The organism is Hydrogenophaga sp. IBVHS1 (assembly GCF_002127265.1).
Lineage (GTDB): Bacteria > Pseudomonadota > Gammaproteobacteria > Burkholderiales > Burkholderiaceae_C > Hydrogenophaga.
This window is the reverse complement of record NZ_NFUU01000003.1, coordinates 625,631-648,921: the sequence shown is the minus strand read 5'-3', so window position 1 is coordinate 648,921 and position 23,291 is coordinate 625,631. Positions and strand designations below refer to the sequence as shown.

General features: G+C 60.8%; 18 protein-coding genes. 13 read left to right on the top strand and 5 right to left on the bottom strand.

Annotation, left to right across the window (positions count from 1 at the left end):
- Window positions 1-14: 14 nt before the first annotated feature.
- From CAP37_RS20940 to CAP37_RS20925, 4 genes are all read right to left on the bottom strand, one after another.
- Window positions 15-3,053 (bottom strand): hypothetical protein, encoded by a 3,039-nt coding sequence (locus tag CAP37_RS20940; RefSeq protein ID WP_143435999.1) that lies wholly within the window; start codon window positions 3,051-3,053, stop codon window positions 15-17.
- 68 nt (window positions 3,054-3,121) lie between these two features.
- Complete coding sequence (locus tag CAP37_RS20935) at window positions 3,122-5,125, bottom strand: hypothetical protein (RefSeq protein ID WP_179190311.1); 2,004 nt, start codon at window positions 5,123-5,125, stop codon at window positions 3,122-3,124.
- A gap of 71 nt (window positions 5,126-5,196) precedes the next feature.
- Window positions 5,197-6,513: a lipopolysaccharide biosynthesis protein gene (locus tag CAP37_RS20930; RefSeq protein WP_086126836.1), complete on the bottom strand. Its 1,317-nt coding sequence runs from the start codon at window positions 6,511-6,513 to the stop codon at window positions 5,197-5,199.
- A gap of 5 nt (window positions 6,514-6,518) precedes the next feature.
- Entirely contained in the window at window positions 6,519-7,514 is a 996-nt protein-coding gene (locus CAP37_RS20925; RefSeq protein WP_086126833.1) for a glycosyltransferase family 2 protein, read from the bottom strand.
- 478 nt (window positions 7,515-7,992) lie between these two features.
- On the opposite strand from CAP37_RS20925, the gene CAP37_RS22145 reads away from it, so the two are divergent.
- Genes CAP37_RS22145 through CAP37_RS20860 form a run of 13 tightly spaced genes read left to right on the top strand, consistent with a single transcriptional unit; the run spans window position 7,993 to window position 21,732 of the window.
- Window positions 7,993-8,604: a CatB-related O-acetyltransferase gene (locus tag CAP37_RS22145; RefSeq protein WP_086126831.1), complete on the top strand. Its 612-nt coding sequence runs from the start codon at window positions 7,993-7,995 to the stop codon at window positions 8,602-8,604.
- Complete coding sequence (locus CAP37_RS20915) at window positions 8,601-9,773, top strand: glycosyltransferase family 4 protein (protein WP_086126829.1); 1,173 nt, start codon at window positions 8,601-8,603, stop codon at window positions 9,771-9,773. The genes CAP37_RS22145 and CAP37_RS20915 overlap by 4 nt, the downstream gene beginning before the upstream one ends.
- The gene (locus CAP37_RS20910) at window positions 9,770-11,131 is read left to right on the top strand and encodes a hypothetical protein (RefSeq protein WP_143435998.1); all 1,362 of its coding nucleotides are present in this window, start codon (window positions 9,770-9,772) and stop codon (window positions 11,129-11,131) included. Before CAP37_RS20915 ends, CAP37_RS20910 begins: the two co-directional genes overlap by 4 nt.
- A gap of 15 nt (window positions 11,132-11,146) precedes the next feature.
- Window positions 11,147-12,289: an N-acetyl sugar amidotransferase gene (locus CAP37_RS20905; RefSeq protein ID WP_086126824.1), complete on the top strand. Its 1,143-nt coding sequence runs from the start codon at window positions 11,147-11,149 to the stop codon at window positions 12,287-12,289.
- Entirely contained in the window at window positions 12,286-12,906 is a 621-nt protein-coding gene (gene hisH / locus CAP37_RS20900; RefSeq protein WP_086126822.1) for an imidazole glycerol phosphate synthase subunit HisH, read from the top strand. The genes CAP37_RS20905 and hisH overlap by 4 nt, the downstream gene beginning before the upstream one ends.
- A gap of 1 nt (window position 12,907) precedes the next feature.
- Entirely contained in the window at window positions 12,908-13,705 is a 798-nt protein-coding gene (locus CAP37_RS20895) for an AglZ/HisF2 family acetamidino modification protein (protein ID WP_086126819.1), read from the top strand.
- Between the two features lie 10 nt (window positions 13,706-13,715).
- Entirely contained in the window at window positions 13,716-14,759 is a 1,044-nt protein-coding gene (locus CAP37_RS20890) for a polysaccharide biosynthesis protein (protein ID WP_086126816.1), read from the top strand.
- A 4-nt stretch (window positions 14,760-14,763) separates the two neighbouring features.
- Window positions 14,764-15,885, top strand: a complete 1,122-nt coding sequence (locus tag CAP37_RS20885) for a capsular polysaccharide biosynthesis protein CapF (RefSeq protein ID WP_086126813.1) — start codon at window positions 14,764-14,766, stop codon at window positions 15,883-15,885.
- A gap of 11 nt (window positions 15,886-15,896) precedes the next feature.
- Window positions 15,897-17,024: a non-hydrolyzing UDP-N-acetylglucosamine 2-epimerase gene (gene wecB / locus CAP37_RS20880; RefSeq protein ID WP_086126810.1), complete on the top strand. Its 1,128-nt coding sequence runs from the start codon at window positions 15,897-15,899 to the stop codon at window positions 17,022-17,024.
- A 13-nt stretch (window positions 17,025-17,037) separates the two neighbouring features.
- Complete coding sequence (locus CAP37_RS20875; protein ID WP_086126807.1) at window positions 17,038-18,282, top strand: glycosyltransferase family 4 protein; 1,245 nt, start codon at window positions 17,038-17,040, stop codon at window positions 18,280-18,282.
- On the top strand, window positions 18,279-19,226 hold the full coding sequence (locus CAP37_RS20870) for an SDR family oxidoreductase (protein ID WP_086126805.1): 948 nt from the start codon (window positions 18,279-18,281) through the stop codon (window positions 19,224-19,226). Before CAP37_RS20875 ends, CAP37_RS20870 begins: the two co-directional genes overlap by 4 nt.
- Window positions 19,223-19,783, top strand: coding sequence for a sugar transferase (locus CAP37_RS20865; protein ID WP_086126802.1), 561 nt, complete (start codon window positions 19,223-19,225; stop codon window positions 19,781-19,783). Before CAP37_RS20870 ends, CAP37_RS20865 begins: the two co-directional genes overlap by 4 nt.
- A gap of 5 nt (window positions 19,784-19,788) precedes the next feature.
- Window positions 19,789-21,732, top strand: coding sequence for a nucleoside-diphosphate sugar epimerase/dehydratase (locus CAP37_RS20860; RefSeq protein ID WP_086126799.1), 1,944 nt, complete (start codon window positions 19,789-19,791; stop codon window positions 21,730-21,732).
- A gap of 306 nt (window positions 21,733-22,038) precedes the next feature.
- On the opposite strand, the gene CAP37_RS20855 is transcribed toward CAP37_RS20860, so the two are convergent.
- Complete coding sequence (locus CAP37_RS20855; protein WP_086126797.1) at window positions 22,039-23,286, bottom strand: HAMP domain-containing sensor histidine kinase; 1,248 nt, start codon at window positions 23,284-23,286, stop codon at window positions 22,039-22,041.
- Between the last annotated feature and the right edge of the window lie 5 nt (window positions 23,287-23,291).

The following is a 23,291-nucleotide window of genomic DNA, read 5'->3' as shown; positions in this document are numbered from 1 at the left end:
CTCGCTAGCGGGTCTCATCTTTGGCCGTCCGGTGCCAGCCGAGCCAGGCTCCAGACCACGTTCGCCAACTCCCAGGGTGAGGTCAAGCGCGCGTATTCGCCAGCAACTTCGGGCTGCAGGTGGATGCGGCCGGTGTGCACCGCCAGTGCCTGGTTGGCCAAGGGATACAACATGCCTTTGCTGGTGAGGTCCGCGGCGGATTCCAGTGCATTGGCGTGAGCGGCAGGGTCTGCCTGCCGACTCACCGACAACAGGGCCATCGCGTCGATGGTGCGAAAGGATATCCAGGCCTTGCCCTTGTCGCCGGGGTAAGCCGGCTTGTTGTCAGACACCCGGTCTGCCGCAGCCCAACCATCGTGCGCACGCCCCCACCAATAGTCCCAGACGCCTGTCGCTGGCAACTTCCCGCCGGGAGCCACACGGTCCATGAAGTGCTGGACGATCTCACGCGCTGCGGCCAGTGGCGCGGCGTCGCGCACCGGGTCTGCGCTCTCTGCCACCGCATACGCCCACTCATTCTGGTGATTGAAAGGCACCGGCAGGCCATCGAAATAGAACTTGCTGCCTTTGGGCCACCGCAGATGGGCACGCCCGGACGCGAGCCACTGTTCGGTTTCACCCTCGCGCGACAGGACTTCGATGTGATCCTTCAGGCTCAGCACGTCCCGCTCAAGGCTTTCAAAGGACGCCAGAGGCAGCGCCCCCGGCACCTCGGATCGGTACCGCTGGAAAAGAAGCAAAAGGCGAGCGGTCTGCACGGCAAAAAGCGCCTGACTGCGGTCCACGGTGAAAGCGCGCGTGCGGTAGCGGCCAGCGGCCTGATGTTGATCGATCAGCGCGATCTCCATATCCAGTCTTTGTCGCACGTCCGCGATCAGCGGGCCGAAAACGCGATGGGCGCCATCGCTGCGCCGCGCCACGGCAATCAAATCCATCAATCCGTTCAGGTAGTAGATCTGAGACCAGGGAATACGGCCCTCGTCATTGTTGATGGCGAACTCGAACCACCCACGGTGTTGCGTGGCGAGAAAATCCCGAGCGAACAGCTGGCCCAATTGTTCGGGCGACCGTGCGTGGTCAATCTGCAGGCGACGTACAGACCATGAAAGACCCCAAGGCACGCCCAGCGCGGGGTCAACGGAGGGTGGGTCTACACCATCGGGGGCCACCACCTTGAAACCTCGTGCGCCCGAGGGACCTGTTTCAGCTGCAACGCAAAGGTGTGCAGGGCCCCTGGGCGTGATGGCAGACTCGATCACATGGCGGCATCCCTCCACGCGCCGCGTCACCAGTCCGGTACCCTCTACCTGGGCTTCAAGGGTTCCACCCACAAGGTACAGGCGGTCACCCTGTGAGAGAAATCGCAGGGCTGGAATCATTTCGTACGTCGATCCAGCGGGGTCCTCCAGCGAAGGCAGCTTGATAGGGGCAGCCATTCTGGCGGTGCACAGCGTCGCGAGCGGCCAGCTCACCAGCCAGTTGGCGGAACCCGGATTGTCGTAATAGACCACATACAGTCGCTCGCCATGAACTGTGGCCGCGCGAAGGATCGGATTGGCTTGGGCAGGCCCCGCATGCTGCACCGGCACCGAGCACTCGGCTCGACCGTCAGCACCGTACCGCTGAAGCAGCAGCCGATCCGAAGGAAACTGCCTGAACAGGGCATGGCGAGACGTTGGCGATTCAAACCAGGCCAGCGGTACGCCCGGCTCAGGAAACTTCTGCATGCCTCCAGCGGGCGCGTGGATCACAGACATTGCGCGCTCGTCGCTGGTCACGGCCCCCAGTGCCGCGCCCAGCAGAGGTACTGCCGCCGAAGCGCGATGGGTCACGGCCACGTCGCGATTCACCAGCCGGCGGGTATTCTCGGACGCGTGCAGCGGTCGGTCTGCGCCCGCCGTCACAACAGCCGATTTCATCAGCGAACTCAGACACGTCATGACGCCGCGATAAAGATACGCCTCGTACTCCGCCACCGACAAAACTTCCTGGCCCTCGGTGCCCGCTGGGTACTTGGTGTACTGGCCTTGAGCATTGCGGTACCTGGGCAGGATGGCCAGCATGGTGTCACGCAGATCGGAAACGTACGGCTCCGAGCACACCAGGTGGAGCGCGAAGCCCAGGTCATAGGAACGGGCGGGCATGGTCACATCGCGCCGGAACGATGGCCATGCACGCACCGTCTCACCTCCCACGGGAAAATCCCGCAAGTGGTCGAGCACGGCGAAGCGATCGAACTGCTCTCCCAGCCGGCCCTCGAAGGCCATGTAGGTGCGAATGCCATCAATGATGTACCCCGCATGTGGCAGGTCATTTGCAACCTCTTCTTGCACGGAATAGTTCCAGTACCAACGCCCTTTCAAGGGCGAGTCCTGGCGGTGTTCCAGCATCACCCGCATCGTGTCGTCAGCCACAGTGCGCAGCTGCATCTGACGCATGGGATCCTGCGTCTTGCGGCTGAACCGTTGCAATTGCCCCGCCAGATAGGCAGCCGGGTTGAAGGTGTTGTAGGGACGGTCGGAGACCCGCAAGGAATAGGGGATCAGACCACTGGGCGAGCGCATCGCCCTGTCCAGGTAGGGCAGCAGCGCGCGATCGATCGTGTCCATGATTTCCCGTGCGGGCGCATCGGCGTCGCGCTCACTCCACGTGAGCAGGGCATCGACCACAATCGCGGTCGAGATCGTGTATTCGGTGCTCGCGGGGTTGACAGAGCCGTCGCCGTAGGCGTCCCACGCCACAGGCACACCCCAGCCGATCACCCCATCGCCGTTTTCATCTGCATGATCCAGCAGCCATCGACCCGCTGCCGCCGCCATGTTCTTGTTCTCCGGCTTCAGGACCGCGTCCCTCCGATCGAGTTCGGCCAGCAGCACCATCGCATACGACTTGGGCACATCCTCCGCCGTGTTGCCGGGATAGTCCGTCGTGCCCCTGCCAGGATGGGCAGGATCGATGCGCCCGTGCAGATCGGCCCCCAGCCTGCGGAGTTCGGCCTCCACCACGGCCGGCGATGGTGCATCGGCGCTGCAAGCCCCCAGGAGGGTGGTCACCAGGACGGCGCTGCAAAGTAGGATGGCGCGACGCAGACTCCATCGATGCATGGCGAGGCCCACTTTGCTCATCGATGCAGTCCCAGGGTGTCGAGTGTGTTGATACGACGGATGGTGTCGTTGAAGTCCAGATTGATGGTGTCCAGGTACCAACGCAGCGAAGGAACCCGGGGCCGGTTCTCCACCATGATCGACTCCATCGCCTGTTCACGGGTGATTTGCCCTTCTCGGATCTGGTTGCTGCGGAACGTGTCGAATTCGGTGAATCCTCGCGCCGTCATGTAGATGTAGTTGTAGTTGTAGAACGGCGCGGTGCCATCGCCAATACGCCAGGTGCTCGGTGAGTCTGGCGAAAGCTCCCACTCGTACTCTCCCAACAGGGTGCGATTGACCTCGTCCTCGTTCCAGATGAAGTGATCAAACATGAAATAGAAGTCATGCCGGGGCTCCACGTAGTAGGCAAGGAAAGCACCAAAAGTGTCTTGCAGCGAGCTGTTGAGGTAGCGCGGATTCTTCAGGAAACGGGAGGCGTAATAGCCAGCCAGGCGCGCCTTGCGCCCCAACGTCAGATAGTCCAGCCGCTTCTTGTCGAAGTCTGGCGACACATTGCAGAAGCCGGATTTGAAATCGGTGTTCTCCAAGGGATTGGCGCACCAGAGATCGAGCTGGATGCCGGTCTGACGCTTGAGTTCGTTGACGACCCGAAAAAAGTGTTTGTCGCCCGCCATGAACAGCGGCACCATGCCCAGATCAGGCTGCCTGAGCCAAGCGCTGACATTCTTGCGGATGTTGTCGCGCTTGGTTTTGATGTCGGCCGAGACAAGGATGTTCTGAATACCCAGCTGACCACACAATCGGGCGACGTTCCGACGCGCAAGATCCGTCACCATGCCCCAGTCGTACGTGAAAGTGACCGGCTTGAGGCCAAACTCTTTCTTGATCAGATGCAGGCCGTAACTGCTGTCGCGCCCACCGCTGAACGGTACGATCGCATCGGGACCCGCCGTGTTGCGGCGATAACGCTCCAGGGACGCGATGAAACTCTTGCGGGTCTCTTCCGGGTGCATGCCGCCATAGCGTGGCCGATAGCTGCGACAGTAATTGCAGACCCCTCCGTGGTCAAAAGCGATAAAGGGAAAGGTCTCGGGCAAGACGCAGCGAGTGCACCGGCGCAAGGCACGGACGCTGGCCTCTCCATATCGGACCAGCGACTCGTCGGCCAGGCGGGTCAGCACACCGATCGCTTCGACGCGACCGGTGAAACTGTCGTGGTGCACCGTGCTTGCGGCCGACAGGCCGGGCTCAGCCAAAGGGGGGGCCGGGTCATCAGCAAGCAGCGCCTCCTGCGCCAGCACATGGCGCTGCGGCGCCATTGCGCCTCCCACGTCGAAGCACAGTGCATTGCCGGCGCTCAGCCACTCGATGGCATCGACCTTCGGCACGCGATCTTCCGGCCCAGCCGCGCGAAGAACCTGTTCCAGGATGTAGCGTTCAGAGGCGAACACCAACATTTGTGACTGCCGGTCCATGGCGAGGTAGATGTCGCCCGTGTTGGTGGCCAGGGTCACGAGCGGCAGGCCATCGTGGACCCAGGCCATCGAGGCGGCGCCTTTGAGGGCCCCGTAGATTCGCCGAGTCGCCTGCGCCGACCCTGCGCCGCCACGCAGAGATGCATCCAGCATGGCAGCAAGCACCTCGGTGTCCACCTCGGCAAAGCGCTGGAGTTCAGCGTGAGCAGCCCAAAGCGTATCCACATTGACCACGATGCCGTTGTGAATCACGCTGACTCGACCAGAACGCACCGGTTGGTTGTTCTGCGGCAAGGCCGCCGTGCCGTTGGTCACGAGACGGGAGTGGGCCAGCAACACCAAAGGCTCCTGAGGCGCAGCGCCGACGCCGTAAGCCCCAAGCATCACCGCCCCCATCGCGTCCCGGAAAGAATCTGTCTTGAGGAAATCGGCGGCAGACTGAGTTCCCTTGACGGTCCACGCCAGCCTCTTGGAAGGCAGATAGGCGTGCAGGCCCGCAGACTCTTTTCCGCGACTCTCCGAGAGCACATAGAGACGGGACATCAACGACTCGACAGCGTCACGCTCTATCGGCGCACCCCGCTGAAGAAGAACTCCAAAAATGCCACACATGGTCAGTCCCGAAAGGTATTGGAAACGAGGTGCCAGCCGAGCTTGCGACGGGCGAGTATGAACAGAACGGCGATGCCAGTCACGTAGCTCAAGGCCGTGCCCATGGCAGCACCTTCCAGCCCCCACAACGGCAGAAGCCAGGCAGCACAGGCCACATTGACGCCAACAGCGATCAGCTGCTGAAGTGTCTGATAACCGGGGTGTCCTGACACCAGCATGAGGTTGTCGAATGGCACCCAGGTGGCGATCAGGTTCAATCCAATCAGCAGGATGATCAGCGAGGGCAGCCCTTCGGCCAGGCCCTTACCCGGAACGATCCACGCGTCGGCAATCCAGTAGGCTGCCAAGAGGCACAGAGACAAGGTCAGTGTGGCAAGAACCGCATATCGCGCCGACAGTAAACGCAGGCTGCGCAGGCGGCTCCAATCGCCCTGCTTGAGCGCGGCGACCAGCACGGGATTGAAGTTCAAACGCACCATTGCCAGCACGTGATACGCCCCATCCACCAGCATGGCGGCGAAGCTGTAGATGCCCACCGCCCGATCCGTGAGGAAAACACCAATCATGAGCACGTCGACGCGCGAGTTCACTTCGGTAAACATGCCGGCGGGCAGGCTCTTGCTGCCAAACGCAAGGTGGCGCCGACACCACGCCATCGAGAAACGAGGCCACTGGCTCAAGTGCGTCCAGCCAATGAACGTGAGAACCGAAAGGCAGGTCACCGCTTCGGCTACCACGAAAGACAGCGTGGCCGCCGCTGCAGGCCAGTCGGAGGCAGCCACGAATGCCACGCCGACCATCACAAGGATGTAGCGCAACGCTTGCAGCACGGCATGGGCGCGCATGCAGCGCAGTGCGTTCAGATAAGCCAACAACACTTTGTTAAGCGGAAAGAGCGCCAGTCCCGCAGCGCTGAAGGCCACGGCAGCCCCCGCTGCTTCGCTGCTGAACAATCGGGCAAACAGCGGTTCTGCCCACCACAGCACGCCGGAAGCGGCGCACCCGAACGCAAGCGCACACAGCCCTGCCGTGCTCACCAGCGCTGTGCGCTCGCGCAGATCGTCAGCGTGATAGGCCCCATGACGGAGAACGGAATAGTGCAACCCCCAGGTGGCCACTTGCGATGCAACTATGTACACCGCATACGCGAGATTGAACACGCCCAGGGCAGCAGCGTCGCGAACCGACGTGATGATGATGTTGATGACGATGCCACTGACAGCCAGGACGGCAAAGCTGCACAGGCTGTATGCGATGTCCTGCGACAGCTTATGCTGCCGCAGGCTGGTGGCAATGGCCTGGACGAGCCCCTTCACCATGCGAGTCAGGCTGCGCGCTTGCGCGCCCTCACATCCCGACTGCGCAATGGGGGATTCAAGTGCTTGTTCTCCTCATAGTCAAACCACATGGCAAAGAACAACGAGTTGAAGCCAAGAGAGAACGAGAACAGCCAACTGAGGAATGTGATCTCGGGGATTTGACCCAGACTGATCCACAGCGCGATCAACCGGATGAACATGACGGCGCTCAAAGCCACGCCGAAGAAGCCAAAGGCGTAGAAAAACACGAGCGGGTGGAAGTTGCGAATGACGTACTTTTCCTTCAGGCGCCAGAAGAACAACCTGACGAGAAGCGACCCAATGGTGAAAACCACCTTGCGCACGCGGATGCCCGATTTCTCACCCACGTCGTACACCGGCTCGATGGGCACGTCAACGACACGCATGCCCTCGACATTGAGCTTCACCAGCAAATCGTTGGGCTGACCGTAGCGCTTGTACATGCGGTCCCAGTCGATGGCCTCGAGGGCCTGAGCATTGATCGCGGTGTAACCAGTCTGGGAATCCGCCACATGCCAGTAGCCAGACACGATCTTGGTGAGCAGCGAGAGGATGGAGTTGCCAAAGAACCGGATCTTGGGAATCTTCTGAAAGGCCTCACCTGTCACCAGTCGATTGCCCTTGGTGTAGTCGGCCTCGTCGTCCACGACAGGGTCCAGAATGGCCGGCAGGTCGGCAGGGTCCATCTGCCCGTCGCCGGCCATCACCACAGTCACGTCGATACCGTTGTCGCGCGACCACATGTAGCCTGTTGCGATTGCCCCACCCACTCCCTGGTTCACCTCATGCTCGATCAACTGAATGCGCCCCGTCGAAAAGTGCGCGTTGGCGCGCACCACCTCGGACGTTCGATCCTTGCTGCGGTCGTTGACGATGACAATTTGGTCCACCCATTCCGGCATCGTGTCAATGACCCGATCGATCTGGGTTTCTTCATTGAACGCTGGTACGACAACACTGACCTTTTTGTTCCGATACATAAGGAATTCAAGCCGGGAAAGTTGGAGGAAGGAGCAACCCGCCAGCGAGTCGCGCTAAGGCCGCAGCACCTGGCGAACAGCATGGAAAATCGGGTGGTGACGGAATGATGAAGTCCCAGCCACCCCAGAGCATCAGATCTCGCCGCGCTGGCTGCGATTTCGTGGTTGTAATATGAGCCGTCTGCCGAAAGGACACCCAGTTGGGTAGTCGATCCTGGGTGGAGGATTGTAGCGGAGGCAGTACTCCTCTGACTTGGTAACGGGGAGGTTACCGATGTGTACAACCACCCTCCTACCACCCGATCGGACCTCCAGCGGCGGTAACATTCATGTCCTCAGCGAACTCGCCTGGCGATGCGCGCTGCTCGAACGCGTCGTCGCCGATTGAATGTTTGTCTGCATTGCTGCCAGGCGCGCAATGTCAGCGGGCACATTCGCGAAAGGCCTGGCTTTGAAATTGGCCTCAATCGGACCCCAAATGAACATCCAGCTGATCTACTCCAGGGTACTCAAGAAGATTCGGGGCAGTGCCATCAAAGGGTCCTCGATTGACCGCTCCTCGAAGGTGGAATCAGGAAGCACCCTTTACCATTCAAAGGTCGACCGCCATTCCTTTTGCGGATACGACTGCTCGATACTGAACTGCGAGATTGGCTCGTTTTGCTCAATCGGGAACAGGGTCTCCATTGGTGGAGTGGCTCATCCGGCAGATTTCGTATCGACAAGCCCCGTATTCCTGTCCCACAAAGACAGCGTTAAGGCCAAGTTTGCTCGCCATCCATTCCTGCCTGAACTCAAAACCCGCATCGGCAATGACGTCTGGATTGGAGAAGGCGTCTTCGTCAAGGCCGGCGTTCAGATCGGACACGGCGCCATCGTCGGCATGGGCAGCGTGGTGACCAAGGATGTGCCACCGTACGCCATCGTTGCCGGCAATCCCGCCAGACTCATCCGAATGCGCTTCGAAGACCCTGTCATTGCCGCATTGATGAAAATGGCTTGGTGGGATCTGCCTGAGGCCGAACTGCGCCGTGTTGCGGTCCATTTCAATGATCCCAGCCTCATGCTGCGTCAAGAGGGCCATCTGTGAAGATTGCCCATCTCTGCCTGTCTTGCTTTTACGTAGATGGGTTCTCGTACCAGGAGAACGAGCTTGTGCGGCAGCACGTCGTGGACGGTCACGACGTGGTGGTAATCGCCTCCACCGAGTCCTTCGGTCCCGATGGAGCGCTCACCCATGTCCAACCAGGCAGCTACATGGGGACGGATGGCGCCAGGGTCATCAGGCTCCCCTACCGGCGCTGGATCCCGGGAATGCTGGCGCCCAAATTGCGATTGCACCCGAATGTCTACCGCCTTCTATCTGCCGAGCGCCCCGATGCCATCCTTTTCCACGGGTTGTGCGGATGGGAGCTGCTGACGGTGAGCCGGTACAAGCGTGCGCATCCGGAAGTGAGCCTCTTCGCCGACAGCCACGAAGATTTCAACAACAGCGCCCGTTCTTTTTTGTCCAGGTACCTGCTTCACTGGGCCTACTACCGGACCATTCTGCATGCCGCACTTCGGTCTATTGACAAGGTGCTTTGTGTTTCCGACGAAACCATCAGTTTCGTTCAGGACTTTTACCGGGTGCCGGCTCGGAACATCGAGTTCTTTCCATTGGGAGGAAAGGTGCTCCAGGACCACGCGTACTTCGCCGCACGAGCCGCCACCAGGGCGTCCTATGGGATTCTTGACCATCACGTATTGCTGGTGCAATCCGGAAAGATGGATGCAAGCAAGAAGTTGCTGCAGTCTTTGAAAGCCTTCGTCCGACAGCCTGACCCTGAGCTGCGATTTCTGGTGGTGGGACATCTTCAGGGCGACATCGCTGTCGAGGCCAAGAAACTCATCGACGCCGACCGCCGAATTGTCTTCGCGGGCTGGAAATCTGCCGCTGAACTGCAATCGATCCTTTGCGCGGCCGACGTATATCTGCAGCCTGGCACGCAATCGGCCACCATGCAGATGAGCCTTTGTTTACGCTGTGCCGTCATCCTGGACGACGTACCCAGCCACCGGCGTTATGTGAAAGAAAACGGCTGGCTGATTGGGGGTGATCGCACGCTTGATGCGGTGCTTGCCGAGATCTCGCAATCACCGCACCAGCTAACAACCATGTCCGCGCATTCCCACGCCTTCGCCAGCGAGTATCTGGACTATCAGATCCTGGCCGAACGCATTACCCGCGCCGCGCCCGCCTTCGCACTGCACCCATGATATCGATTGCCTCTTTGAACGCATCACAATTTGCTCAGTACGCAAAGACACCGAAATTATGGCTCTTCATTTTTTCGATGATTTTCGCAGTGGTCATTCATAAAACCCACGCCGCCTATCTGTATCCAGATCACGCCTATCTGGGTTTCCCCTATGTTCCGATGGGGTTAATGGAATGGCTTTTCATCGTGATTTCAATTTTGCTGGTTTCGTGGTCGTTGCCGACAAATTTCATGCGGCCCTCCGGCATCATTTTGTTCATGATGTATGTGATCGTCTTCATTCCCACGCTGGTGATCACTCTGGCCACGGAAGAAGCGCCAATCAAGAAATACGGCCTCAGTCTGTCTGCCCTGACCGCCGGCCATCTGATCCTGCTGCATGCCACCCAAAAATCGGGACGCGCCCCTGAAAACGAATTGAAAGACAAGGCAATGCAAAATCATGCCCTGGTGTTCGCAGCCTTGGTGCTGATTTGCGCGGGATATCTGTTGTACGCCTTCTGGGATTCCATCAATTTTGTAGGCTTGAGTGGCACCTATGCGCAGCGCGAAGCGGGTCGAAGCAGCAATCTGCTTGAAGCATATACACAAACCTATCTGGCTTTCGTCTTCGCACCCGCACTGCTGTCCATCGGCCTGATCCGAAAGAATCCCCTCTCCGTAGTGCTGGCGCTGGGCGGCTTTTTTCTGATGTACTCCATCACGGCGGAGAGAACCGTGTTTCTGCTTCCGGTGGTGATGATCCTGGCATTCTTGGTATTTCGGTCCCGAATATCACACGCGACATGGATGCTCATCACGCTGGCGGCCATTTCCATGCTTTTTGCGCTGTCAATCACGTTTCGGAGCACCAGCACGTTCGCCAATCTTTTGGCGCTTTATCTTGTCTTCAGAACTTTCTCTGTCCCCGGAGCCATGCTCTGGCAGTATCAAGAAGTTTTCAGCGAGTACGGCTACACGTTCTGGAGCCATGTTCGCGGCATTTCTTCATTTGTTTCATCGCCCGGCGCATTGGATGGCGATGAGCATTGGCCGGAATTGGGACGAATTGTCGCCAAGCACCTCCTGGATCTGGATATCAACTCCAATGCCAACCTGTTTGCATACGATGGCGTAGCAGGTGCAGGCGCATGGGGCATTCTTTTCATGAGCGTGCTTTTGACCCTGTGGCTCATTGCATTGGACAAGTTGTCTCGTGGATTCGAACCCCTCTTCCCAGTCCTGATTGCAATTCCCTTGGGTTTGGTCCTGATCAATGGCCCATTCTTCACGGCCATGATGTCTTTTGGCGGGCTGTTCTGGCTCTTTTTCTTCTTCTTTTCTCGCCATCGTCAAGTGGCTCAAAAGATACAATAAACAATGCCTTCTATCATGATCAAACGAGAGCCCCAGATGTGCCTGCGCTGCATCATGGACACATCGGACCCGAGCATCTCTTTCGACGCTGACGGCGTTTGCGATTACTGCAACAACTTCGACAAGGTCATTCAGCCCAATTGGGATACGGGCGCCGCAGGCGGCGCAGCTCTGGAGGCGCTTTCGGAACGGATTCGTGCCAGAGGCAAGGATCAACCTTTCGACTGCATCATCGGCCTGAGCGGCGGACTGGACAGCTCTTACGCGGCATTCATCGCCAAAGAGAGAATGGGCTTGCGCCCTCTGCTTTTTCACGTAGACGCGGGCTGGAACACCGACCAGGCAGTGGGCAACATTGAAAAGCTCGTGGACGGTTTGGGCTTGGACCTGTACACGGAGGTGATCAACTGGCAGGAAATGAAAGACCTGCAAGTCGCTTTCCTGCGTGCCCAGATTGCCGACCAGGACCTGCCACAGGATGCTGCCTTTTTTTCTGCCCTGTACAAGTTCGCGCGCAAGAACCGCATCAAGTACGTGTTGACCGGTTCCAATTTTTCGACCGAGTGCTGCCGTGAACCCGAGGAATGGGGTGGCTATCCCGGCATAGACAAAACGCTCTTCCAGGATATCCACCGTCGCTATGGACAACGTGAGTTGAAGACATTTCCGCTGGTCGACATTCTGGTTTACAAGCTTTACTACCAGAAGATCCTCGGCATGGAAATCGTCAAGCCCCTGAACCTTGTTCCCTACATCAAGAAAGACGCGGAGGCCGAACTGGAGCGCCGGTTTGGCTGGCAGAAGTTTCAGCACAAGCACCACGAATCGAGGTTCACGCGGTTCTATGAAGACTACTGGATGCCGCGCAAGTTCGGCTACCACAAACGGCGCGCGCACTTCTCCAGCCTCATCCTCACCGGTCAGTTGACACGCGAAGCGGCCCTGGAACGGTTGTCGCGACCCGAGATGGACGAGCACTTCCTGAAGCAGGAGTTCGAGTTCGTGTCCAACAAGCTGGGGCTCTCCGTGGACGAGCTCCAGACCATCTTTGAAGGCGAGAACAAAACGTACCGTGACTACAGGAACAAGCGGTGGGCCATTGGCATCGGCGCAAGCGCGATGCGGATGCTGGGCCTGGAAAGAAGGTTGTTCCGGTGATCCATATCGTCGACTATGGCGTGGGCAACGTGCAGGCGTTCGTCAACATGTACAAGCGCCTGGGCATTGAAGCCACAAGAGCGGCCAATGCCCATGACTTGCTGGCCGCGAAAAAAGTTATTCTGCCTGGCGTGGGCGCGTTCGACCACGCGATGGATTTGCTCAATGCTTCCGGCATGCGCGAGCCACTGGACCAGATGGTGCTGCAGCAAGGTGTGCCGGTGCTAGGCATCTGCGTTGGCATGCAGATGCTGGCTGACGGCAGCGATGAAGGTACTGCGACAGGCTTGGGATGGGTGAAGGGACGCGTACGAAGCTTTGCAAGCAATCCTGCTTCGGCGGCCTTGCCGATGCCCCACATGGGCTGGAACGACGTCGCCCCGCTGGCTGGCTCGCCAGGCGCCCTCCTGAGGGGACTCGAGAACGATGCTCGCTTCTATTTCCTGCACTCCTACTATTTCGAGCCCGCAGAGGCAGCCGACACGGTGGCCATGACCGACTACGGCCTCGAATTTGCCTGCGTGGTGCAGCGTGATCATGTGTCAGGCGTCCAGTTCCATCCCGAGAAGAGCCACCATTGGGGTGCCGCACTTCTGAAGAACTTCGCGGAGCTTTGAAATGTTGCGACCCCGCATCACGCCGTGCCTGCTGGTTCACCAGGGTGGATTGGTGAAAACCGTCGAGTTCCGCGACGCCAAATACGTGGGAGACCCCATCAACGCGGTCAAGATCTTCAACGAGAAAGAGGCCGACGAACTGGTGGTGCTGGACATCGACGCCACCGTCAATGGCGCCGAGCCGGACTACCGCATGATTGCCCACCTGGCTGCCGAGTGCCGAATGCCGCTGTGCTATGGCGGTGGCGTTCAAACGCCTGAACAAGCGCGCAAGATCATTGGCCTGGGGGTGGAGAAGGTCGCCGTTAGCGCTGCGGCAGTCGAAGATGCCACCCTGTTGACGCGAATGGCCGAAGCGGTCGGCAGGCAAAGCGTGGTGGCGGTGCTGGACGTGCGCAAGAAGTCCGGGTTGTTCGCCAAGGGCTACGAAGTGGTCACGCGCAATGCCACCCGGGTGCACAAGCAAGAACCTTTCGAACTGGCTCAACAGCTTCAAGCGGCCGGAGCGGGCGAGATCGTGATCAATTCGGTGGACCGCGATGGTCAGATGAAAGGCTATGACCTCACACTGGCAGTGAAGATTCGACAGACCGTTCAGGTTCCGCTCACTTTTCTGGGTGGCGCGGGCTCCCACCAGGACATCGAGGCATTGTTCGGGGCCTGCGGTGTGGTGGGTGCTTCAGCAGGCAGCCTCTTCGTCTTTAAGGGGCCATACCGCGCGGTTCTGATCAACTATCCTCATCCCGCCCAACGAGAAGGCATCTACCGCGCGGGCCTCGCCGCACATGCATCAAGGTGACAAGACTCCGATGTTCAAAGACAAAACGCTTCTGATTACAGGGGGGACCGGCAGTTTCGGCAACGCCGTTCTGCGCCGCTTTCTGAATTCCGACCTGCGCGAGATCCGCGTCTTCAGCCGCGACGAGAAAAAGCAGGATGACATGCGCAAGCATTTCAACCACCCCAAGCTCAAGTTCTACATTGGCGACGTGCGCGACATTCGCAGTGTGGCTACCGCCATGCGGGGCGTTGACCATGTGTTCCATGCTGCGGCACTCAAACAGGTGCCTTCGTGCGAGTTCCATCCAATGGAGGCAGTTCGCACCAATGTGATGGGCACGGAAAACGTGCTTGAGGCGGCGATATCAGCCGGCGTTCGGCGCGTGGTCTGCCTGAGCACCGACAAAGCCGTCTACCCGATCAACGCCATGGGAATCAGCAAGGCCATGATGGAGAAAGTGATGGTTGCTGCCAGTCGGAATCTCGAAGGTACCCACACGGTGATCTGCGGCACCCGCTATGGCAACGTGATGGCTTCGCGGGGATCGGTCATCCCGCTGTTCGTCGACCAGGTGCGCGGCGACAAGCCCATCACCGTGACCGACCCTGCCATGACGCGCTTCATGATGACCCTGTCCGATGCTGTGGACCTGGTGCTCTATGCATTCGAGCATGGCAACAACGGCGACATCTTTGTGCAGAAAGCACCTGCAGCCACGGTGGAGGTGCTGACCCAGGCGCTGCTGCAGCTCCTGGGCAAGCCCGATCACCCGGTGCGTGTGATCGGCAGCCGGCATGGAGAAAAGCTGTATGAAGCCTTGCTCAGTCGCGAGGAAATGGCGTGTGCGCAGGATAAGGGCGACTACTACCGCGTCCCCGCAGACGGGCGAGATCTGAACTACGCGAAATATGTGGACGAAGGCGAGGAGCGCTTGACGCAGGCCCTGCATGCGGACGAATACCACTCGCACAACACCACGCGGCTCGATGTGGAAGGCATGAAGGCCCTGCTGCTGAAGCTGGACTTCATGTCACGCATAGTCCGAGGCGAAGCGGCGGTGGCCGAGGAGTGAGGCGATGAAGGTCTTGATCACCGGAGCCCAGGGTTTCATCGGCAAGAACCTCTTGCTGCACCTCGCCGAGCGCAAGGACGTGGGGGTGGTCACGTTCACGAGAGACCAGCAGGCCGCGGATCTGCCTGACCTGCTCGAAGACGTGGACGTGGTGTTCCACCTCGCCGGCATCAATCGTCCCCAGAACCCCGAAGAATTCGCTGCCGGGAACGCAGACCTGACACGCGCGCTGTGCCAGGCGATCGCGCAGCGCGCCGGTGAACGGCGCATTACGGTGATCCACACGTCCTCGACCCAGGCCGCAAACGACAACCCGTATGGCCGCAGCAAGCGCGCAGCAGAAATTGCGCTGTTCGACCTCCAACGCCAGCACGGCACGGCCGTGCACGTATTCCGCCTGCCCAATGTGTTCGGCAAATGGTGCCGGCCCAACTACAACTCGGCAGTCGCGACCTTCTGCCACAACACCGCCCGTGAGTTGCCGATCCAGGTGAACGACCCCGCTGCCATACTGACCCTGGTGTATGTCGACGATGTCATCGCCCGGTTCGTTCAACTGATGGATGGTGCCCAGGCGTCGATCGACGCCCAAGGATTCGCCACCCTTGCGCCGCAATACAGCACCACCGTTGGTGACGTGGCCGACATGATTGCAAACTTCAAGGGGAGCCGCCTCACGTTGTTGACGGATCGCGTGGGCACCGGCTTCACGCGAGCGTTGTACTCGACTTATGTGAGCTATCTGCCACCCACGGACTTTGCCTATGCCGTGCCCCGACACGCAGATGCACGAGGTGTCTTTGTCGAGATGCTCAAAACCCCGGACTGCGGTCAGTTCTCGTTCTTCACGGCGCTGCCAGGCGTCACGCGCGGCGGCCACTACCACCACAGCAAAACCGAGAAATTCCTGGTGATCCAGGGCCAGGCCAGATTCCGCTTCCGGCAGATGCTCACAGGCGAAACCCATGAATTGCACACGGATTCGGATGCTCCCCAGGTGGTGGAGACCGTGCCCGGCTGGACGCACGACATCACCAACACGGGCGAGCGAGACTTGGTGGTCATGCTCTGGGCCAACGAAATCTTCGATCGCGAACGCCCGGATACATTCGCTTGTCCAGTCTGAAAGGCTCCGTCATGAAAAAACTCAAGGTGATGACGGTGGTAGGCACCAGGCCGGAGATCATTCGGCTGTCGCGCGTCTTGGCGCGCCTGGATGAACACTGCGAACACATCCTGGTGCACACCGGCCAGAACTACGACTACGAGCTCAACCAAATCTTCTTTGACGACCTGGACATTCGCAAGCCAGACCATTTCCTCAATGCCGTCGGAGCGAACGCGGCTGAAACGATCGGCAAGATCATTGCGGCCGTGGACGGGGTTCTTGCTACCGAAAAACCCGATGCGCTGCTGGTGCTTGGCGACACGAACAGCTGCCTGTCGGTGATTCCTGCGAAGCGTCGCAAGGTGCCCATCTTCCACATGGAAGCCGGTAATCGCTGCTTCGACATGCGGGTCCCCGAAGAGATCAACCGTCGCATCGTTGACCACACAGCCGACATCAATCTCACCTACAGCAGCATTGCGCGCGAATACCTGTTGCGCGAAGGTCTTCCCCCGGACATGGTCATCAAGACTGGCAGTCCCATGGCGGAGGTGCTGGCGCACTACCGGGGTCGAATCGAAGCGTCCGATGTGCTCGAAAGACTGGGCCTGCAGGAAGGCCGGTTCTTCGTGGTCAGTGCGCACCGCGAGGAGAACATCGATTCCGACGTTCAGTTCTCGAAACTGGTGGAGGTGCTGAACCAGCTGGCGAGCCACTACCAGCTACCGGTGATCGTCTCGACGCACCCGCGCACCCAGAAGCGGGTCGACAACAAGGGCGTGGCCTTTCATCCCCTGGTGCGTCTCCTCAAGCCATTGGGTTTCACAGACTACAACCAACTGCAGATCAAGGCCAAGGCCGTGCTGTCCGACAGCGGCACCATCAATGAAGAATCCTCCATCCTCAACTTTCCGGCGCTCAATCTGCGCGAAGCGCACGAGCGCCCAGAAGGCATGGAAGAAGCGGCCGTCATGATGGTGGGGCTGGAACAAATCCGCGTGATGCAGGCGCTGGCGATCCTGGAGGGTCAGCCGCGAGGCCCGCAACGCCTGTTGCGCCGGGTAGCCGACTACAGCATGCCCAACGTGTCCGACAAGGTCGTTCGCATCCTCCACAGCTACACCGACTACGTGAATCGCGTGGTCTGGAAAAAGTAAGCCTGAGCCCGCCTTGCGCATCCTTGTCGTCAGCCAGTACTTCTGGCCCGAGAACTTCCGCATCAACGACCTGGTGCAGGAGTGGAGGCAGCGGGGCCATGAAGTCACGATCCTCACGGGCAAACCCAACTACCCATCGGGCAGCCTCTTTCCCGAATTCCTGAGCGATCCCTCAAGCTTCGATCAATACCAAGGCGCACGGGTGGTGCGTGTCCCCATGCTGGCTAGAGCGCAGGGCGCGCTGAGATTGATGCTGAACTACGCCAGTTTTGTCGCCGGCGCTTGCCTGGTCGGTCCTTGGCGGCTCCGCGGCATTGGGGTCGACGCGATCTTCGTCTTCGAACCCTCCCCCATCACGGTCGGTTTGCCCGCGATCCTGACGGGCCGCATGAAACACGCGCCAGTGGTGCTCTGGGTGCTGGACCTTTGGCCAGAAACCTTGTCTGCGATCGGCGTGGTTCGGTCGCCGCGCATCCTGGGTTGGGTGGGTCGCTTGGTGTCTTTCATCTACAACCGCTGTACGCTGGTGCTGGGACAGTCTCGCGGTTTCGGAACCAGCATCGCGAAGTACTGCCAGGACCCAAGCAAGATTCGCTACTTTCCGAGTTGGTCGGAGGATGTGTTTGCCGAATCAGATGCCGTACCCGCACCGGAGGTGCCATCTGTGCCAGGCACTTTCAGCGTGCTGTTCGCTGGCAATGTGGGCGAGGCGCAGGACCTGCCTGCGGTGCTCGATGCCGCCGAACGACTGCGCGATCAGGCGCACGTGCGCTGGCTGATCGTCGGCGACGGCCGCAAATCGGCGTGGCTGGAGGCCGAGGTGAAGGGTCGCGGTCTGGACTGCCAGGTGCTGCTGCTGGGACGCCACCCCGTCGAGCGCATGCCCTCCTTCTATGCACACGCCGACGCCCTCCTCGTTTCACTGAAGAAAGACCCGGTGTTCAGCCTGACCATTCCAGGCAAGGTGCAGTCCTACCTCATGTCGGGCATTCCAGTTCTTGGCATGCTGGATGGTGAAGGCGCCGATATCATCCGCACGGCCAATGCAGGCATTGCCTGTGGCGCCGGCGATGGCGCAGGCCTCGCTGCAGCGGTGCAGCGCATGGCAGCGATGCCGCCTGAAGAACGGGCCGCCATGGGCGCGCGGGGCCGAACGTTCGCCGAGAACGAATTCGACAGGAACACGCTCATGGATAGGTTGGAGCAATATCTGGCTGAAGCTGTCCGCCTGCATTCACACAAGGGTTCCCCTAAATGACCGTTCTCGTCACAGGATCGAGCGGTTTCGTCGGTCGCGCCGTTTGCCGCCAGATGGCAGCGATGGGCCGGTCCGTGCGCGGCGCGCAGCGTCAGCCCGGTGCCCAACCCGAGGGCTGGGACACTGTCGTCGTTGCCCCGTTGAGCAGCCAGACCGACTGGACGCAGGCGCTGGCGGGTTGCCAGGCCGTGGTCCACACCGCAGCGCGTGTTCATGTCATGTCGGAAACCGCAGAAGACCCACTGACCGAGTTCCGCCGCATCAACGTGGAAGGCACACTGGAACTGGCGCGGCAGGCCGCCGCAGCTGGGGTGCGTCGCTTCGTGTACGTCAGCTCGATCAAAGTCAACGGCGAAGTCACCCTGGCAAACCACCCCTTCATGGCAAAAGACACGCCAGCGCCTGTGGATCCATACGGCACCTCCAAACTGGAGGCCGAACTGGGCCTGCAGCGCCTGGCCGCCCAGACTGGTCTGGACATCGTGACGGTTCGCCCTCCACTTGTGTATGGCCCGGGCGTCAAGGCAAACTTTGCCAGCCTGCTGCGCGTGCTACGGCGTGGCGTGCCCCTGCCACTGGGCAGCGTGACGGACAACCGCCGCAGTCTGGTGGCACTGGACAATCTGGTCGATCTGCTCATCGCCTGCGTTGAGCATCCGGCCGCAGCGAACCAGACTTTTCTGGTGAGCGACGACGAGGACCTTTCCACCACCCATTTGCTGCGCCGCATGGGTCTTGCCATGGGAAAGCCCGCGCGGCTGCTCCCGGTGCCGCCGGGCTGGCTGATGATGGGAGCGACGGTGCTGGGCAAAAGCGATGTTGCGCGACGCCTTCTCGGCAACCTTCAGGTCGACATCACCCACACCCGCCAGACGCTGGGATGGACACCGCCCATCTCTGTTGACGTGGGCCTGAAGCGCGCGGTTGAGGGGATGGCTACATGAAGCGGCTGTTCGATCTGGCACTTGCCCTTCTCGCAAGCCTGGCGTTGCTCGCGCCCATCCTGCTCATCGCGCTGGCCGTGCGGCTCTCCTCCCGGGGCCCGGCCCTGTACTGGAGCGATCGCGTTGGTCGCCACAACCGCATCTTCCGCATGCCCAAGTTCCGCACCATGCGATTGGAAACACCAGCCGTGGCCACGCACTTGCTGAAGGAGCCGGGCAAGTACCTCACGCCCATCGGGCCCTTTCTGCGCAAAAGCAGTCTGGACGAACTACCTCAGCTCTGGAGCATCCTGCGGGGTGACATGAGCTTCGTCGGTCCACGTCCAGCCTTGTTCAATCAGGACGATCTGGTGGCGCTGCGCACCGAGCTGGGCGTGCACGAGTTGGTGCCGGGTCTCACCGGTTGGGCACAGGTCAACGGGCGCGATGAGCTTCCGATTCCACAAAAAGTGGCGCTCGACGCTGAATACATTCGGAAACAAAGTCTCGCTTTTGACGTGCGCATACTCTGCATGACATTGGCCAAAGTGCTGCGCCGCGATGGCGTGGCCCATTAAAAAAAATGAACCAAAGGGAATCCCGGGGGATTGCAGCTGTCACGCTGCTGGACATGCCGCGCGAGGCCAAGCGCTTGATGGCCTTGGTGGTCGACATCGCCTTGTGCGTGCTCACGGTGTGGCTGGCGCTGTGCCTGCGCCTTGAACACTGGGTGCAACTCGAGCCTGCACATTGGTGGGCGGTGCTGGGCGCCATTGCCATTGCATTGCCACTTTTCGTGCGCTTCGGCATGTACCGCGCGATCTTCCGTTTTTCCGGCTGGAACGCCATGGTGAGCCTGGCGCAAGCCATGGCGCTGTACACCATCTTCTACGCCACCATCTTCACCGTGGTGAGCGTGCCGGGGATTCCGCGCACCGTGGGGCTGATTCAACCGATGCTGCTGCTGGTCAGCATCGGCCTCACGCGCGTGGCCGTGCGCTACTGGCTCGGCGGCCTGTACCGAACCATCCTGCAGAAATCGCGCATGCCCGGCGTGCTGATTTACGGTGGCGGCCAGGCAGGCCGGCAACTGGCTGCTGCCCTGTCGCGCAGCAGCGAATACCGCTTGCTGGGTTTCCTGGATGACGACGTGCAACTGCAAGGCAACAGCCTGGATGGCCGCACGGTGTACTCACCCGGCGAGCTGGAATACCTCATCCAGGAACTGGGCGTGACGGATGTGTTGCTGGCCTTGCCCTCGATCACCCGAGACCAGCGCAAGGAAATTCTCGCCGGGCTGAGCCACATGCCGGTGCATGTGCGCACGCTGCCCGGCATGTCCGATCTGGCCGCTGGACGCGTGACCATGAGCGATGTGCGTGAGCTCGACATCGAGGACCTGCTGGGCCGCGATGCGGTGTCACCCGACGAGACGCTGCTTCATCGCCTGATCCGCGACAAGGTGGTGATGGTCACTGGCGCTGGCGGCAGCATCGGCAGCGAACTCTGCCGCCAGATCGCGAACTGCCAGCCCCGCACGTTGCTGCTGGTGGAGAACTCCGAGTTCGCGCTGTACCAGATTCATCGGGAGCTGGAGACCGCCCTCCCGTCCATCACCCTGCTCCCGCTGCTCGCCTCCGTTCAGGACGAGGCTCGCATGACGCAACTCATGCAGGCGTGGAAACCCGATACGGTCTACCACGCCGCCGCGTACAAACACGTGCCCCTGGTCGAACACAACCCGGTGCAGGGCTTGCGCAACAACGTCTGGGGCACCTGGGTGTGTGCCCGCGCCGCGCAGGCCGCGGGCACCAGCCACTTCGTGCTGATCAGCACCGACAAGGCGGTCCGCCCCACCAACGTGATGGGGGCCAGCAAGCGCCTTGCCGAGATGGTGCTGCAAGCCTTGTCGGCCGAGCCGGGCCAGAGCACCACTTTTGCCATGGTGCGGTTCGGCAACGTGCTGGGCTCCAGCGGCTCGGTGGTGCCGCTGTTCCGGGAGCAGATCAGCAACGGCGGGCCTATCACGCTCACGCATCCGGACATCAACCGTTACTTCATGACGATTCCCGAGGCCGCGCAGCTGGTGATCCAGGCGGGCGCGATGGCCCAGGGCGGCGATGTTTTCGTGCTCGACATGGGCGAGCCGGTGCGCATCATCGACCTGGCACGGCGCATGGTCGAACTTTCGGGGCTGAGGGAGAAAAACGAGCAGAACCCCAATGGCGATATCGAGATCCAGATCACCGGGCTTCGACCTGGCGAGAAGCTCTACGAAGAACTGCTGATTGGCGACAACGCCCAGCCCACCGAGCATGCGCGCATCATGCGGGCGCTGGAAGACTGCCTTCCCTGGGCCGAATTGCAGGACGTACTCAGCGCACTCGATCAGGCCATGACGGCCAACGACGTGACCGCGCTGCGAGCCATGCTCCAGGCGCATGTTCACGGCTACGAGCCCGCTGGCGATGGGGCCAACTGGGTGGCTTCCTCGCCCGCGCCCTTGCGCGAACACGCTACCTCCTGACCAAAAAAAAGCCACCTTGCGGTGGCTTTGGAAAGTCCTTGAAGGGACGTCGTTGGGAGACCTGGTTTCAACGCGGGGCGTGGCGCTCGGCCCATCTACCCTGTCGTTGATTGAAAGTTGTGACAGCAACGGCGTGATTGTGCGCTGCCGCATGCGTTTCGCACATCCCCCATTTGGGGGAATGCATCCATTTCGCCTGGGTAATAAAACCCAAAAAAACCCAATGAATTCATCAATCTGAAGTATTCAAGCGGCGGTGAAGCGATTCGGCAAGCGGCGGATTTCCGCAGATGGGCGGTGCGCAGCTCAAACGGGGAGTTCCACCACGAACCGGGCGCCGCCACCTGGCCGGTCTTCGCAGCGCACCTCGCCACCGTGGCGCTCCACGATCGTTTTGACCAATGCCAGGCCCAGCCCAACGCCGCCTTCGCGTTCGCTCGCACCCGGCAGCCGGTAGAACGGCTCGAAGATGCGCTCGCGCTGGGCGGCAGGCACACCCGGGCCACGGTCCTCCACCCAGAGCACCACACGCCCGGGCCTCGCGGCATCGGGCGCGGCGATGCACAGGCGCACTTCGGGCTCATCACTGTGGTCCATCGCCACGGGCTTGCCGTAGCGCCGGGCGTTCTCCAGCAGATTGCGCAGCACGCGACGCAGCAGCCGGGCGTGCCCCTGCACCAGCGCCGACGAGGCACCCGGAGCCATGTCCAGATCGGCCCCGGTGCGAGCGCACTCTTCGGCCGCCAGTCCCACCAGGTCGACTTCTTCCTTCGGGCCCAGGGCCGAAGCGTCGCTGGCGTCGCGCAGGTCGAGCCGACTGGCCAGAAGAATTTCGTCGATCAACTGGTCCAGTTCGTCGATGCTGCGCGCGATCTCTGCGCGTTGTGTCGGGTTGTCACTGCCCCGCCCGAGCAGTTCCAGACCCATGCGGATGCGGGCCAGCGGAGAGCGCAGCTCGTGCGAGGCGTTGGCCAGCAAACTCTTGTGCGACTGCAGCAGCGTCTGAACCCGCTCAGCCGCAGCATTGAAGCGGCTGGCGAGGAAAGCCACTTCGTCCTGGCCCTGCACCGGCAGGCGGGTGGAGAGATCGCCCGCGCCCCAGCGCTCCACGCCCTTCTGCAGAATTTCGAGGCGCTTGGTCAGGCGCCGCACGATGGGATAGGCGCCCAGCGCCACCGCCAGCGCCACCAGCCCCAGCAACCACGCAAAACCGGTGGGCGTCTGCAGCCATTCGGGCGCCCGCCGTCCCGGATTGTTCTGTGCCTGGTTGGAACGTGGAATCAGCACATACAGCGTGCGCCCGTCCTTCATGAGCACCTCGAACTCCCAGCCCTCGCCAGGAATGCGCACAGCGCGCGCCGGCGCCTCGCCCACCACGTCGCGCGCGCCGTCCCGCACCACCACCGTGCGCATCACGCGCGCATCGCGCTCGGCCCGGTCCTGCTCCAGCGCCTGCTGCCACAGCCAGCCCACGACCAGCGTGAGCACCGTCACGGCAGACACCACCGCCAGCCAGATGCGGACGTACAGCCTGGAGCCGAAAAGGCTTCCCATCCGTC

Bases quoted from the DNA above. Each gene is read 5' to 3' on its own strand.
- CAP37_RS20935 (WP_179190311.1), bottom strand. From the start codon at position 5,125: ATGTCCCGTCTCTATGTGCTCTCGGAGAGTCGCGGAAAAGAGTCTGCG.
- CAP37_RS20930 (WP_086126836.1), bottom strand. From the start codon at position 6,513: ATGGTGAAGGGGCTCGTCCAGGCCATTGCCACCAGCCTGCGGCAGCAT.
- CAP37_RS20925 (WP_086126833.1), bottom strand. From the start codon at position 7,514: ATGTATCGGAACAAAAAGGTCAGTGTTGTCGTACCAGCGTTCAATGAA.
- CAP37_RS22145 (WP_086126831.1), top strand. From the start codon at position 7,993: ATGAACATCCAGCTGATCTACTCCAGGGTACTCAAGAAGATTCGGGGC.
- CAP37_RS20910 (WP_143435998.1), top strand. From the start codon at position 9,770: ATGATATCGATTGCCTCTTTGAACGCATCACAATTTGCTCAGTACGCA.
- CAP37_RS20905 (WP_086126824.1), top strand. From the start codon at position 11,147: ATGATCAAACGAGAGCCCCAGATGTGCCTGCGCTGCATCATGGACACA.
- CAP37_RS20895 (WP_086126819.1), top strand. From the start codon at position 12,908: ATGTTGCGACCCCGCATCACGCCGTGCCTGCTGGTTCACCAGGGTGGA.
- CAP37_RS20890 (WP_086126816.1), top strand. From the start codon at position 13,716: ATGTTCAAAGACAAAACGCTTCTGATTACAGGGGGGACCGGCAGTTTC.
- CAP37_RS20885 (WP_086126813.1), top strand. From the start codon at position 14,764: ATGAAGGTCTTGATCACCGGAGCCCAGGGTTTCATCGGCAAGAACCTC.
- wecB (WP_086126810.1), top strand. From the start codon at position 15,897: ATGAAAAAACTCAAGGTGATGACGGTGGTAGGCACCAGGCCGGAGATC.
- CAP37_RS20870 (WP_086126805.1), top strand. From the start codon at position 18,279: ATGACCGTTCTCGTCACAGGATCGAGCGGTTTCGTCGGTCGCGCCGTT.
- CAP37_RS20865 (WP_086126802.1), top strand. From the start codon at position 19,223: ATGAAGCGGCTGTTCGATCTGGCACTTGCCCTTCTCGCAAGCCTGGCG.
- CAP37_RS20860 (WP_086126799.1), top strand. From the start codon at position 19,789: ATGAACCAAAGGGAATCCCGGGGGATTGCAGCTGTCACGCTGCTGGAC.
- CAP37_RS20855 (WP_086126797.1), bottom strand. From the start codon at position 23,286: ATGGGAAGCCTTTTCGGCTCCAGGCTGTACGTCCGCATCTGGCTGGCG.